Here is a 13958-nt window from a genome sequence, read left to right on the forward strand (position 1 = left end):
CGATGCTTTATTCCGCCTTGCGCGGGATCAGCACAACCTGCGCCGGAATATGTTTCAGAATCTGCCGGTGAATCTTCAGGTCATACCCTGAATCAATACGCTTCACCCGTTTGGTCAGCAACGTGGCCAGCCACGGGTAATCCTGGGTGCGCGGCGCCTGGATCGTCACATCGCACTGGTAATTCACCACGTCGGTGGCAATCGCATCCAGTTGATGGCGCAGCGCTTCAATATCAGTAAGGTTCAGCGCCACGGTGGTGCTTGGCGCGGCCGGGTCGATGACCTTGGCAGCGGGCTTGGCTTCGGCGGCCTTGAGGGCCTCTTCGGCTTTATCCAGCTCGACTTTACGGGCGTGGGTGATGGCGCTGTTGACGCCACCGGTCAGCGCCGGCGCCTTGGGCATCAGCGCGCGGGCACGGCTCAGGGCGGTGGCGGCGGCGTTTACATCGCCTTTTTGCAGCACAATCTGGCTGCGCTGCAGGTAAGCCTCGGCCAATTGACGTTGGTAGGGCTCCAGCGTCGGGTCATTGGGCGACTGGGCCTGCAGCGCGGCCAGTTGGTCTTCGGCGGTGGCCAGCTCACTGCTGGCCAGGTTTTGCTCCAGCTGCGCGATGGCCGCAGCACGCGGATCCGGGGCCTCTGGGGCGGCGGGCGGTGTGCTTTGACAGGCGCCCAGCAGCAGGGAAAACGCGGCAAGGAGCAGATAACGGGAGGTGAACAACTTCATTCCTGCGACTCTCTATTTGCGCAAAAAGCGAGCAAGTCTACACCCCTCGACGGGGCAGGACAAAACTCAGCAGAAACAGGGCGGCCGCCGTGACTACGATCGACGGTCCGGCCGGTGTGTCCTTGAACCATGACAACGCCAGGCCCCCGCACACTGCCAGCATCCCCAACAGGCTGGCACCGATTGCCATCTGCTCCGGCGAGCGGGCGTGGCGCTGGGCGGCGGCGGCCGGAATGATCAACAGCGATGTGATCAACAATACGCCGACAATCTTCATCGCGACAGCGATCACCACGGCAATCAGCAGCATCAGGGCCATGCGCAACGCTGGTACGGGCAAACCTTCGACCCTGGCCAGTTCTTCATGCACCGTGATGGCCAGCAGTGGGCGCCACAGGGCGACCAATAGCACCAATACTGCGGCGCTGCCGCCGAGAATCCAGGCAAGATCGGTGGGGCTGATCGCCAGCAGGTCGCCGAACAGATAGGCCATCAGGTCGATGCGCACTTCATGCATAAAGCTCAGCACCACCAGGCCCAGGGACAGCGTGCTCGGCGCCAGGATGCCCAACAGGGTGTCCGAGGCCAGTGGCTGGCGCTGTTGCAGGGTCACCAGCAGCACCGCCAGCAGCAGGCAACCCACGGTCACGGCGATGGTCGGGCTCACATCCAGCAGGAAGCCCATGGCCACGCCCAGCAGCGCGGCGTGGGACAAGGTGTCGCCAAAATACGCCATGCGCCGCCAGACCACGAACGAGCCCAGCGGGCCCGCCACCAGCGCCAGAGCCAAGCCTGCCAGCAGGGCGTAAAGCAGAAAATCAGCCATGCTTGCAGCTATCTCCATGAACGTGGGTGTGGGGCGTCGCGGGATCGTCAACGACAGCGCCATGCAGGTCATGGGCGTGATCGTGATGGTGGTGATAGATCGCCAGGCTCTGGGCGTTCTTGCCGAACAGTTCGACGAACGCCGGGTCGCTGCTGACTTGTTCCGGGTGGCCGGAGCAGCACACGTGGCGGTTGAGGCATACCACTTGGTCGGTGGTGCTCATCACCAGGTGCAAATCATGGGAGACCATCAGCACGCCGCAGCCATGGCGGTCGCGCAGGCGGGTGATCAGGCTGTACAGCTCGGCCTGGCCGGCGACGTCGACGCCCTGCACGGGTTCATCCAGCACCAGCAACTCGGGCTCGCGCAGCAGGGCACGGGCCAGCAGCACGCGCTGCATTTCGCCGCCGGAGATGCTTTGCACCGGGCTGTCGATGACCTGCTCGGCACCGACTTCCTTGAGGGCGGCCTGCGCGCGGGCGCGGTCCACACCGGGCACCAGGCGCAAAAACCGCAGTACAGACAAGGGCAAGGTCGGATCAACATGCAGCTTTTGCGGCATGTAGCCCACGCGCAGCCTGGGCTTGCGCCACACGCTGCCGGTGTCGGGCTTGAGCAGGCCGAGTACGGCGCGCACCAGGGTGGTCTTGCCGGCGCCATTGGGGCCGATCAGGGTGACGATCTGCCCCGGCTCGACGCTCAAGGCGATGTTATCCAGCACGTTCTGCCCGGCAAACGTGACGCCGACCTGCTCCAGGCGGATTAACGCGTTGCTCATCAAGCCCCCTGGCAGCCCGAGCACAGGCCGACCACTTCGACCGTCTGCCCTTCGACCCGGAAGCCTACGTCGGCGGAGCTCTTGATGATGGCATCGCTGATGCTTTTTTGTTCAAGCTCGATGGCGGCGTGGCACTCGCGGCAGATCAGGAACTGGCCCTGATGCGCGTGCTCCGGGTGGTTGCAGCCGACAAAGGCGTTGAGCGAGGCAATGCGGTGCACCAGGCCGTTTTCCAGCAGGAAATCCAGCGCGCGGTACACGGTCGGCGGCGCGGCCCGGCGGCCGTCCTGCTCGCTGAGCACACCCAGGATGTCGTAGGCACCCAGGGGCTTGTGGCTCTGCCAGACGAGTTCCAGCACCCGGCGACGCAGGGCGGTCAGGCGCAAGCCTTTCTGTGCGCACAGGGTGTCGGCCTCCGACAGCGCGGTATGCACGCAGTGAGAGTGGTCGTGTGGACGGCTGGCAAGCGGTGTTTTAGGCATGAGCGGCGACAGATATTTGATAGAGACGTTATTATGTTACCCGTTCCTACGTCATTGAGTGGTCATCGTGTCCCGACTTTTTCCCGTTTTTGTCGTATTTGTCACCAGTTTGTTCCTCGCTGGCGCCGCTCAGGCCGAGGTCAAGGTGCTCACGAGCATCAAGCCATTGCAGTTGATTGCCGCTGCCGTGCAGGACGGTGTGGCGGTTCCGGAGGTATTGCTGCCGCCGGGTGCATCGCCCCATAACTTCGCCTTGCGCCCATCCGACGTACGGCGCGTGCAGTCGGTCGATCTGCTGTATTGGATCGGGCCGGACATGGAGGGCTTCCTGCCTCGCGTGCTCAAGGGGCGTACCGCGCTGACCGTAGCAGTTCAAGACCTGCCGGGGATGAAATTGCGTCGGTTCGCCGAAGATAGCCATTCCCACGCCGACGATGCCGACGAACATGACCATGATCACCGCCCGGGGAGCCTGGATGCGCACCTGTGGCTGTCCACGGTGAACGCTCGGGTGATCGCAGCGCGTATGGCCGCTGACCTCAGTGCAGCGGACCCCGTGAACGCCGCGCGTTATCAGAGCAATGCCAAGGCTTTCGACGAGCGCCTGGATGCACTGGATGCGCGCCTGAAAAAACGCCTGGCGAGCATCGGTGACAAACCTTACTTCGTGTTCCACGAAGCCTTTGATTACTTTGAAGACGCCTACGGGCTCAAGCACACCGGCGTGTTCAGCGTTGCCGCCGAAGTGCAGCCTGGCGCCCAGCATGTGGCGGCGATGCGTACGCGTTTGCAGGAAGTGGGCAAGACCTGTGTGTTCAGTGAACCGCCGCTGCGTCCACGTTTGGCCGAAACCCTGGTGGCAGGTTTGCCGGTGAAGCTGGCGGAATTGGATGCGCTGGGCGGCTACACCCCGGCCACAGCCCAGGGTTACGAACAGGTGCTGGAGAAGTTGGGGAACGACTTGGCAGGGTGCCTGGAGTCGTTATAAGCCGCAGCGCAGATCAAATGTGGGAGGGGGCTTGCTCCCGATAGCAGAGTGCCAGTCAGTGCATAAGTTGACTGATCTACCGCTATCGGGAGCAAGCCCCCTCCCACATTTTTTTGCCCGCCTGAACCGTTAAAGGGCGAACGGCAGGTGGACAGTGACGTCTTGGCGTTGCGCCAGCCGATGCTCGAACTCGGCGGGATCGTGAATGAGAACATTCTGCCCGGCAAAGGACTCAGCGGCGATCAGGCGCGACAGCCAGAACCGCACGCACGCCACCCGCAGCATGGTCGGCCATAGCTCGGCCTCCTTGGCCGTGAACGGCCGCAGGCCTGCGTAGGCACCCAGCAACGCTCGGGCGCGCGGGCCATCAATTACGCCATCGGCGTCCGAACACCAGTCATTCAGGGCGATTGCCACGTCGTACAGCATCGGGCCCGAGCAGGCGTTGTAGAAGTCGATCAGGCCGGTCAGGTGTGTGCCTTCGAACATCGCGTTGTCGCGGAACAGGTCGGCGTGCACGTTGGCGCGTGGCAGGGCGAGGATCTCGGCCTTATGGGCCTCGATTTCAGTCAATACTGCTTGCAGCAGGCTTTGCTGTGCATCGTCCAGGTGCGAAATCAGCTGCGCACCCTCGCTGAGCATCCAGTCCAGGCCGCGATCGGTCCTGCGCTCCAGCACCTTCTCGCCTTGCGTCGCCAGGTGCAGATGGCCGAGCAGGTCGCCGACCTGGGCGCAATGCTGTGAGTTGGCGTCCTTGATGTGCTTGCCGGCCAGGCGCGGTTGCAGCAGCGCCGGTTTGCCTTTCAGTTCGCGCAATGCGACGCCGTCCGTGGTGCGCAGGGCGTAGGGTACCGGCAGGTCGGCATCGTGGAGCACATCGAGCAGTTCGATGAAGAACGGCATCTCTGCGACAGGGCCGCGCTCAACCAGGGTCAGGACGAATTCGCCCTGTTCCAGGCTGATAAAGAAATTGGTGTTTTCGCTACCAGCGGCAATCCCCTGGAAGTCAAGCAGGCGGCCGAGCCCGTAGGGGGCGAGAAAGGTTTCCAGCTCGGGCCGAGCCAGGGGGGTGAACACAGACATGGTTAAAACTGCCAGTACGGGCGCCGCAGTGGGCGGCGCCAATTGAAGTTAAGAAATCATTTCCATTCGAAGATCTTCCATGACGGGATCAGCATATCCGGCTGGTCAGAGCGGATGAAGTTCGCGTCGGTTCCATCCGCGCGTACCAGGAAATACGGAGGCGCGCCTTTTACGGTCACCTTGATTGCATACAGGAAACCGTTTTGACGGTACTCCTGGATAGTCCGGTCGCCTTCCGTGCGAATGGTCACTTCCGGATCACCCGAAGGCGCGCTGTCTGCCGCCATGGCAGCCATCGGAGCGAGTGCAATCAGGCCGGTCAACAGCAGGCGATTGAATGTACGCATGATAACCTTGTCCCTTTGTTTTCATTGGTCCGGCTATTCTAGCGCCTGACCCGCCGAAAAGGTTGATCCTGCTCATGAGCCAAGCCCCCCTCGTCCTGGTGGACGGTTCGTCTTACCTGTACCGCGCGTTCCACGCGCTGCCACCGCTGACCACTTCCAAAGGCCTGCCGACCGGTGCGGTCAAGGGCGTGTTGAACATGCTCAAAAGCCTGCGCAAGCAGTACCCGGACAGCCCGTTCGCGGTAGTGTTCGACGCCAAGGGTGGGACGTTTCGCGATGACATGTACGCCGAATACAAGGCCAACCGCCCAAGCATGCCCGATGACATGCGCGTGCAAATCGAGCCCCTGCACCAGAGCGTGATCGCCCTGGGCTTCCCTTTGCTGTGCGTCGAAGGCGTCGAGGCCGATGACGTGATCGGTACCCTGGCCCGCAGCAGTGCGGCCGCTGACCGTCCGGTGGTGATCTCCACCGGCGATAAGGACATGGCGCAGTTGGTCGACGGGCACATTACCCTGGTCAACACCATGACCGGTAGCTCGATGGACATCGAAGGCGTAAAGGAGAAATTTGGCGTCGCTCCGGAGCAGATCATCGACTATCTGGCGTTGATGGGCGATTCGTCCGACAACATCCCGGGCGTTCCGGGCATTGGTCCGAAGACCGCTTCCGGCTTGCTGGTGGGCGTGAACGGCGGCCTCAAAGAGCTTTATGAGCAGTTGGACATTGTGCCGACCCTGCCGATCCGCGGTGCCAAGACGCTGCCGGCGAAGCTGGAAGAGCATAAGGAGATGGCATTCCTCTCCTATCAGTTGGCGACGATCAAGATCGATGTGCCGCTGGACGTGGGTCTGGACGATTTGCACCTGATTGAACCGGATCGCGAAAAGTTGCTGGAGCTTTACACCCTGCTGGAGTTCAAGAGCTGGTTCGATGAGATTCAGCGCGATGCCAAGCGAGTGGAGCTCAAGGCCGCGCCTGTTGCCGAGGACATTGTTGAGGCCGCGCCCGCGGCACCCGCAGAAACGACCTACACCACGATCCTCGACCAAGCCACATTCGATGCCTGGCTGAAGAAGCTCAACGACGCGAAGTTGTTCGCTTTCGACACCGAAACCACCGGGATCGACGCTCAGCAGGCGCAACTGGTGGGGGTTTCCTTCGCCGTGCAGCCCCATGAAGCCGCCTACATCCCGCTGACCCATTCCTACATCGGTGCGCCGCAGCAGCTGGATCGCGACACTGTGTTGCTGGCCTTGAAGCCATTATTGCAAGACCCGAGCAAGCTCAAGGTCGGCCAGCACGCCAAGTTCGATATGAATATCCTGGCCAACTGTGCCATCGGCGGCGACCCGGCGAATGGCATCAGCGTGCGCGGTATCGCGTTCGACACCATGCTTGAATCCTACGTGTTGAATTCCACTGCGACCCGCCATGATATGGACAGCCTGGCCAAGAAGTACCTGGACTACGACACCGTCAGTTTCCAGGACATCGCCGGCAAAGGCGCCAAGCAGCTCACGTTCGACCAGATCCCGCTCGAACAGGCTGGCCCTTATGCCGCCGAGGATGCGGACGTGACGCTGCGCCTGCATCAGGCACTGCACGCACAGCTCACCGCCATACCGAGCCTGGCGAGTGTGTTGACGGACATCGAAATACCCCTGGTGCCGGTGCTTGCGCGTATCGAACGCCAGGGCGCGCTGGTGGATGCGCAGCTGCTCGGTGTCCAGAGCATCGAGCTGGGCAACAAGATGGTCGAACTGGAGCGCCAGGCGTTCGAGATCGCCGGCGAAGCATTCAACCTGGGTTCGCCCAAGCAGCTCGGCGCGATTCTCTACGAGAAACTCGGCCTGCCGGTGCTGAAAAAAACGGGCAAGGGCCAGGCATCCACGGCAGAGGAAGTGCTGGCCAAGCTGGCCGAAGATGACTATCCGCTGCCCAAGGTACTGATGCAGTACCGCAGCATGAGCAAGCTGAAAAGCACTTACACCGACCGCTTGCCGGAGCAGATCAACCCGCGGACCGGGCGTGTTCACACCTCTTACCATCAGGCGGTGGCGGCGACCGGGCGGCTGTCTTCCAGCGACCCGAACCTGCAGAACATCCCGGTGCGCACCGCCGAAGGGCGGCGCATCCGCCAGGCGTTTGTCGCGCCCAAGGGCTACAAACTGCTGGCGGCGGACTATTCGCAGATCGAACTACGGATCATGGCGCACCTGTCCAAGGACGAGGGGCTGATGAATGCGTTCCGTAACGACCTGGATGTGCATACCGCCACGGCGGCCGAGGTGTTCAAGGTCGAATTGGCTGAGGTCACCTCCAATCAGCGTCGCAGTGCCAAGGCGATCAACTTTGGCCTGATCTACGGCATGGGGGCTCAGAAGCTCGGCAAGGACATCGGTGTCGATACCAAGACCGCAAAGGCTTACATCGATGTGTACTTCGCCCGCTACCCAGGCGTTCGCGAGTACATGGAGCGCACCCGCGCCCAGGCTGCCGATCAAGGCTACGTGGAAACCTTCTTCGGACGTCGGCTGTATTTGCCGGATATCAACTCCAACAAGCCCCAGGAGCGCGCGGCCGCAGAACGCACGGCGATCAACGCGCCGATGCAGGGCACGGCGGCGGATATCATCAAGAAGGCCATGGTGCTGGTGGATAACTGGCTGACCGCGTCGGGCCTGGATGCCAAGGTGATCCTGCAGGTACACGATGAACTGGTGCTCGAAGTGCGGGAGGATCTGGTGGCCGAGGTCAGCGAGAAGATTCGCGAGCACATGAGCGCGGCCGCGCAGTTGGATGTGCCGTTGGTGGTGGACGTTGGCGTAGGCGACAACTGGGACGAAGCGCACTGATTTCGCGGCATCGCCACCACCGAGCGTGGTGGCGCAGTGCTTTAGATCGGAAATCCGCTGCAGTTATTTCCAATAGTTTTTTGAACCTGCCGGAACTTAACCTGTGAACTGCTACTCAGAGTTACTGAATGGGTGGTGAAGCCCTTCAATGCTCCTATGTTGTGTTAAGTGTTGGCAGATATCCGGACCCCGCCCTAGCGGTCCGGTACTTGAACCCCGAACTTCCCCTCCCCATACGAAGTCCGGGGTTTTTTTTGCCCGTAGAAAAGTTACTCGGCGAGTTCCGCACCTTTGTCAGCCAATTCCATCCAGCCGGCCAGCACGGTATAGGCATCTTCCAGGCCCATGCGCTTGGGGGCCGAGAACAGCTGGATGGTGATTGTGTCACCCCAACCCTTGCGGATTTCGGACTGCACTTTGAGCAAGGTGTTCTTGGCGGCGCCGTAGGTAAGCTTGTCGGCCTTGGTCAGCAGGATATGCATCGGCATGCCGCTGGCGACCGCCCAATCCAGCATCAGCAGGTCGAAGTCGGTCATTGGATGACGGATATCCATCATCAGGATCAACCCCTTCAAGCTCTCCCGGCCACCCAGGTAAGCCTCCAGGTGACGCTGCCAGTGCAGCTTCAGCGGGATAGGTACTTTTGCATAACCATAGCCCGGCAGGTCGACCAGACGCCGATCATCGTCTAGCTTGAAGAAGTTGAGTAACTGCGTGCGGCCCGGGGTTTTCGAGGTGCGTGCGAGGCTGGCGTGGGTCAGGGTGTTCAGTGCGCTGGATTTACCGGCGTTGGAGCGACCGGCAAAGGCGACTTCAAAGCCTTCGTCATCGGGGCATTGGTCAACTTTGGCGGCGCTGAGCATGAAGGTGGACTGTTGGCACAGGCCGAGGATGGGGTTCTTGAGTTGCATGAGATTTCCGATGTGGGCGGTGCCGAAAAAGGGTGCGGCAAGCGGTGTCGTTTCCGTTTCAGTAGCGCCAGTATATAATGCCGCAGATTTTGTGTGTGCTTTGTCCCAGCGAAGGATGAAGTTCACGGGAGCGATAGACCTTTATTGCGCATTAGAACGCAAAACGCTCTCAAACCCTGAAAAGGTCGATGTATGACCCGATGGTTGCTCGCTTTCGGTGCCCTGGTTCCGCTGTATGGCGCTCAGGCTACACAGGATCCGGAAGCGGTGTACAACCGAGTTTGCGTGGCTTGCCATGCCGGCCAACTGCCGAACGCCCCGAAACGGGGTGACCAGGCAGCCTGGGCGCCAAGACTGGCGCAGGGCATGGACACGCTGGTGCAACACGTGACCCAGGGTTTCAAGGCAATGCCGCCGCGTGGTTTGTGCATGGACTGCAGTACCGAGGATTACCAGGCCATCATTGAGTTGATGGTGAGTAAACCCGGTAGATAACTCTTAAACCCTTAGCCGTAGTTGGATTAGCTGATGAACAAACTGATCGTGAGTCTGCTGTTGACCTTGGGCATCACCGGTGTTGCCGTCGCCGCAGAGGGCCCCCTTAAAGGTGATGCCACTGCCGGTCAAGCGAAAGCCGCCGTATGTGGTGCCTGCCATGGGCCGGATGGTAACAGCCCGGCGCCGAACTTCCCCAAATTGGCCGGCCAGGGTGAGCGTTACCTGACCAAGCAGATGCACGACATCAAGGATGGCAAGCGCACGGTCCTGGAAATGACCGGCCTGCTGACCAACCTCAGTGACCAGGACCTGGCAGACCTCGCGGCTTATTTTGCCAGCCAGAAAGGCAGTGTGGGAGCTGCTGATCCGAAACTGGTGGCCCGTGGTGAGAAACTGTTCCGCGGCGGTGACCTGGATAAAGGCCTGCCTGCCTGCACCGGTTGCCACTCGCCCAATGGCGCGGGCATAGCCGCCGCCGGCTTCCCGCACCTGAGCGGCCAGCACGCGACCTACATTGCCAAGCAGCTGACCGATTTCCGTAAGGAAGAGGCCGGGCGAGCCAATGATGGCGACGCGGCAATCATGCGCACCATCGCTCGCAAGCTGAGTGATGAAGACATTGCGGCGGTCTCCAGCTACATCCAGGGCCTGCACTAAGGTGCACGCAACGTTAACGCTCGATTAATCCATCGATGCAAGCATAAAAAGGGTGGCTTAGGCCGCCCTTTTTTGTGGCCGCTGCCGTTACACTAACGAACTCATGCCCGCGTAGACCTGTCACAACAAAGGTCGCGTGAGGCGACTTTATTTGTCCAGGAGTAAAGCATGCGTAATCTGATCCTCAGCGCCGCTCTCGTCACTGCCAGCCTCTTCGGCATGACCGCACAAGCTGCCGACGTGCCGCTTGAAGCCGGTAAAACCTACGTTGAATTGGCCAACCCAGTGCCGGTTTCGGTACCGGGCAAGATCGAAGTGGTAGAGCTGTTCTGGTACGGCTGCCCGCATTGCTACGCTTTTGAGCCGGTCATCAACCCTTGGGTCGAGAAGCTGCCCAAGGACGTGAACTTCAAGCGCATCCCCGCCATGTTCGGCGGCCCATGGGATGCCCACGGCCAACTGTTCCTGACCCTGGAAGCCATGGGTGTGGAGCACAAGGTCCACAACGCGGTATTCGACGCCATCCAGAAACAAGGCAAGCGCCTGACCAAGCCGGACGAAATGGCTGACTTCATTGCTACCCAAGGCGTCGACAAGGACAAGTTCCTGGCCACCTTCAACTCCTTCGCCATCCAGGGCCAGATCAAACAGGCCAAGGAGCTGGCGCAGAAGTACGGCGTGCAAGGCGTACCGACCATGATTGTCAACGGCAAGTATCGTTTCGACCTGGGCACTACCGGTGGTCCTGAAGCGACCCTCAACGTTGCCGACCAGTTGATCGCCAAAGAACGCGCAGCCAAGTAAGGGGCTCCTCATGCGCCGCTGGGGTACTGAACGTGTGGTTGGCCTGCGTGAACCGCAGGTCAACGCACATCACCTGGAGCCCACAGGTTTGCCGGCAGACAACCGCCTGCGCCTGCTCAGCTTCAATATCCAGGTGGGCAACAGCACCGAGAAGTACCGGCACTACCTCACCCGTGGCTGGCAGCATTTGCTGCCCCACAACGGCCGGGCCCGTAACCTGCAGAAGATCGGCGACCTGTTGAATGATTTCGACCTGGTCGCCCTGCAGGAGGCCGACGGCGGCAGCATGCGTTCCGGCTATATCAATCAGGTCGAACACCTGGCACACCTCGGGGCGTTCCCCTACTGGTATCAGCAGCTCAATCGCAACCTCGGGCGCCTGGCGCAGCACAGTAATGGTGTGCTCAGCCGTTTGAAGCCCACCTCCATCGAAGATCACCCATTGCCGGGCCCCAAGGGGCGCGGGGCGATTCTCGTGCGTTTTGGCGAAGGGCCTGAGGCCTTGGTGGTGGTGATGATGCACCTGGCGCTCGGGGGGCGTACGCGCAACCTGCAGTTGGCCTACGTGCGCGACCTGATTGGCAACTACAAGCATCAGGTGTTGATGGGTGACATGAACACCCATGCGAACGACCTCCTGCTGAATTCCCCGTTGCGTGACCTCGGGCTACTGGCGCCGCAAGTCGAAGCCACGTTCCCCAGCTGGCGCCCGCAACGCTGTCTTGACCATATCCTGCTCAGCCCGAGCCTCACACTTGAGAGTGTGCAGGTACTGGCGCAGCCCATCTCCGATCACCTGCCAGTCGCGGTAGAGATTCGTCTGCCGGGTTCGCTCACGGCTGATGCATTGCCCGCGTTGAGCCCCGGCCCTCGCGGACCCCTTGCATGAGCGACGACGCCCAGCGCTGGAAAGAAAAATACCTGTTAAGCATCGAGCAACAAGAAAAGCTCGAACGCCGTTGGGCTGCCCGCCTCGACCTGCTGCGTCGTGGGCTGGTGCGCAGCACGCTGGCGGCGGAAGGCACCGACCGCGCGGTTGACCAATGCATGAAGGAAATGCGCGACGTCGTGCGTACCGACGACATGGACGCTGCCCTCGCCGCCTTGCTGCCGCGCCTGGAAAAGGCGGTACTGGATTCGGAGCAGCGCCGCGAAACCCGGATCGACCAGATGAGCACCGCACTGACCTCCCTGGTCACGCAGTTGCAAAAGCTGCCGCTGCCCCGTGAGGTCGCCCGTCCGCTGAAAACCTTTGCCAAGCAGTTGGATGGCCGCGTCAGCCAGACACGTGAGATTCCCCTGTTACTCAGCGAATTGAGCAGTCTGCAAGGGCAGGCGCTGGATAACCTGGAGCCGGACGGTGAAACCGTGCGCCCTGGGCCGGGTTTATTGCAGCGCCTGTTTGGTGCCAAGGACGTGTCGAGCGAGGCAGCGGCCAGTGAGCCCGTCTCCAGCCCGTCACCGGCGCCGGTTGCCGCCAAGCCCGTCGCCGAGCCCCAGGCGCCCGAACAGTCCGAGGAACTGGCGCAAGCCTTGCGGGCCTTTGCGCCGCAGCCTCAGGAACCGGTTGCCGCGCAGCCTGAACCCGCAGCGCCGGCCAAGGCGGTTGATGCCAGCAGTGAAAAGTTTGTGTACGAGGCGCCTGCTCAAAGCGGCGCCTTGGCTGCGCCTGTCGACGTTTCTCCAGCACCTGTCGTGCCCGGCAAGCCTGAGCCACAGGTGGAAGAAACCAGCACCGAAAGCGCCCTCGCCGCCTTTATCGAACCGCCACAGGCTGTGGTCGAGGCACCGCAGGAGACGGTGATCGGCAGCCTCTCGCTCCCTCCAGTGCTTGAGGCCGAAGAGCCGGACCCCGACGAACTTCAATCGGATGGCCTCTACTCCTTGCCGGATTCACCGGAGCCGTCGTACAGCTCCGTGGCCAAGCACATCGAAGACACCCTGATCGGCCTGTTGGAGGAGTTGGCCTTGCCCGAGCGCCATCGGCCCCAGGCCGAAGCCATGCGTGAGCGCTTGGCCCACGGGTTGAATTGGTACGAATTGCTGCCGATCCTCGATGACTTGGCGGTGCTGATGCTGGCGATCACCGACAGCGGGCAGCACGAGTTCGAGGCATACCTCAAACAGCTCAACGAGCGCCTCGAAGCCTTTCAGGGCCATTTGCAAGTGGCCAGCGACGGCCATGCCGACAGCCGCTCCGCTGCGAGGGAGTTGGACACGCAGATTCGCGAACAGGTCGACGGCCTGCAAAGCAGTGTCCAGGAAGCGGCGGACCTGGACAGCCTCAAGCAGGTGCTCGAAAGCCATCTGGAAGGTTTACTCGGCACCATGGACGAGCACCAGCAACAGCGTGACCAGCGCGAGCAGGAAGTGGCAGCGCGCTTGAAAGGCCTGGCCGAGCGGGTCGCCAATATGGAGCAGGAAGCCCAAGGCTACCGTGAGCACCTGGAGGTGCAACGCCAGAAGGCCTTGATCGATCCGCTCACCGGCTTGCCTAACCGCGCGGCCTGGAGCGAGCGCCTGGATCATGAGGTCAATGCCTGGCACCAGCGTGGCAATAGCCTGTCGCTCGCGATGCTGGACCTGGATCACTTCAAGCGCATCAACGATGGCTACGGCCATCTGGCGGGTGACAAGGTGCTGAAAATCATCGCCAACGTCCTGCGCAAGCGCCTGCGCACCAGCGACTTTATCGCGCGGTTTGGCGGTGAGGAGTTTGTGTTGCTGATGCCCCACTCATCCCTCTCGGATGCGTTGGCGGTGGGTGAGGTGCTACGTGCTGCGATTGCCGCCTGCCCATTCCACTTCAAGGGCGAGCCGGTGACGATTACCGTGTCCATGGGCGTGGCGCAGTTCCTGCCCGGTGAGCGCAGTGAGCTGGCGCTCAAGCGAGCGGACGAAGCGTTGTATCGGGCCAAGGCCGCTGGGCGTAACCAGGTGCAGGCGGCGTAAAAGATGTTCCATTGTGTAATTTGACCGCCGGGCCACAAACGGTACGT

The 13958-nt window shown here is 61.5% G+C and carries 14 protein-coding genes; 7 read left to right on the forward strand and 7 right to left on the reverse strand.

Annotated elements, in window-relative coordinates; translation table 11 throughout:
- Positions 1 to 7: 7 nt before the first annotated feature.
- From BLW22_RS30410 to zur, 4 genes are read right to left on the reverse strand one after another with little or no spacing between them, the layout of a single operon-like run.
- Positions 8 to 727, reverse strand: coding sequence for a PA5502 family lipoprotein (locus BLW22_RS30410; protein ID WP_065926854.1), 720 nt, complete (start codon positions 725 to 727; stop codon positions 8 to 10).
- A gap of 37 nt (positions 728 to 764) precedes the next feature.
- Positions 765 to 1553, reverse strand: coding sequence for a zinc ABC transporter permease subunit ZnuB (gene znuB, locus BLW22_RS30415; protein WP_027608036.1), 789 nt, complete (start codon positions 1551 to 1553; stop codon positions 765 to 767).
- Positions 1546 to 2331, reverse strand: a complete 786-nt coding sequence (znuC, locus tag BLW22_RS30420) for a zinc ABC transporter ATP-binding protein ZnuC (RefSeq protein WP_065926855.1) — start codon at positions 2329 to 2331, stop codon at positions 1546 to 1548. The genes znuB and znuC overlap by 8 nt, the downstream gene beginning before the upstream one ends.
- Complete coding sequence (gene zur, locus BLW22_RS30425) at positions 2331 to 2813, reverse strand: zinc uptake transcriptional repressor Zur (RefSeq protein ID WP_026136513.1); 483 nt, start codon at positions 2811 to 2813, stop codon at positions 2331 to 2333. The genes znuC and zur overlap by 1 nt, the downstream gene beginning before the upstream one ends.
- 58 nt (positions 2814 to 2871) lie before the next feature.
- Between zur and BLW22_RS30430 the strand changes: the two genes are divergently transcribed.
- Entirely contained in the window at positions 2872 to 3801 is a 930-nt protein-coding gene (locus BLW22_RS30430) for a zinc ABC transporter substrate-binding protein (protein WP_065926856.1), read from the forward strand.
- Positions 3802 to 3930: 129 nt separating this feature from the next.
- Here BLW22_RS30430 and BLW22_RS30435 read toward each other — a convergent pair whose 3' ends face one another.
- On the reverse strand, positions 3931 to 4884 hold the full coding sequence (locus BLW22_RS30435) for a homoserine kinase (protein WP_074848104.1): 954 nt from the start codon (positions 4882 to 4884) through the stop codon (positions 3931 to 3933).
- Positions 4885 to 4940: 56 nt separating this feature from the next.
- Positions 4941 to 5231 carry a DUF2782 domain-containing protein gene (locus BLW22_RS30440; protein WP_060756492.1) on the reverse strand — a complete coding sequence of 97 codons (291 nt, stop codon included), beginning with the start codon at positions 5229 to 5231 and terminating at the stop codon, positions 4941 to 4943.
- A gap of 74 nt (positions 5232 to 5305) precedes the next feature.
- On the opposite strand from BLW22_RS30440, the gene polA reads away from it, so the two are divergent.
- Complete coding sequence (gene polA / locus BLW22_RS30445; RefSeq protein WP_065926858.1) at positions 5306 to 8089, forward strand: DNA polymerase I; 2784 nt, start codon at positions 5306 to 5308, stop codon at positions 8087 to 8089.
- Positions 8090 to 8358: 269 nt separating this feature from the next.
- On the opposite strand, the gene yihA is transcribed toward polA, so the two are convergent.
- Positions 8359 to 9000: a ribosome biogenesis GTP-binding protein YihA/YsxC gene (gene yihA, locus BLW22_RS30450; RefSeq protein WP_027608030.1), complete on the reverse strand. Its 642-nt coding sequence runs from the start codon at positions 8998 to 9000 to the stop codon at positions 8359 to 8361.
- A 192-nt stretch (positions 9001 to 9192) separates the two neighbouring features.
- On the opposite strand from yihA, the gene BLW22_RS30455 reads away from it, so the two are divergent.
- The 5 genes from BLW22_RS30455 to BLW22_RS30475 all read left to right on the forward strand — a co-directional run bounded on the left by BLW22_RS30455 (position 9193) and on the right by BLW22_RS30475 (position 13911).
- Entirely contained in the window at positions 9193 to 9495 is a 303-nt protein-coding gene (locus BLW22_RS30455; RefSeq protein WP_027608029.1) for a c-type cytochrome, read from the forward strand.
- A gap of 33 nt (positions 9496 to 9528) precedes the next feature.
- Positions 9529 to 10155, forward strand: a complete 627-nt coding sequence (locus BLW22_RS30460) for a c-type cytochrome (RefSeq protein WP_065926859.1) — start codon at positions 9529 to 9531, stop codon at positions 10153 to 10155.
- A gap of 168 nt (positions 10156 to 10323) precedes the next feature.
- Positions 10324 to 10959: a thiol:disulfide interchange protein DsbA gene (dsbA, locus tag BLW22_RS30465; protein WP_027608027.1), complete on the forward strand. Its 636-nt coding sequence runs from the start codon at positions 10324 to 10326 to the stop codon at positions 10957 to 10959.
- 10 nt (positions 10960 to 10969) lie between these two features.
- Entirely contained in the window at positions 10970 to 11848 is an 879-nt protein-coding gene (locus BLW22_RS30470) for an endonuclease/exonuclease/phosphatase family protein (protein ID WP_074848106.1), read from the forward strand.
- Complete coding sequence (locus BLW22_RS30475) at positions 11845 to 13911, forward strand: GGDEF domain-containing protein (RefSeq protein WP_074848108.1); 2067 nt, start codon at positions 11845 to 11847, stop codon at positions 13909 to 13911. The genes BLW22_RS30470 and BLW22_RS30475 overlap by 4 nt, the downstream gene beginning before the upstream one ends.
- The last annotated feature ends 47 nt before the right edge of the window (positions 13912 to 13958 follow it).

The sequence above is a fragment of the Pseudomonas marginalis genome (assembly GCF_900105325.1).
Taxonomy (GTDB): Bacteria; Pseudomonadota; Gammaproteobacteria; order Pseudomonadales; family Pseudomonadaceae; genus Aquipseudomonas; species Aquipseudomonas marginalis.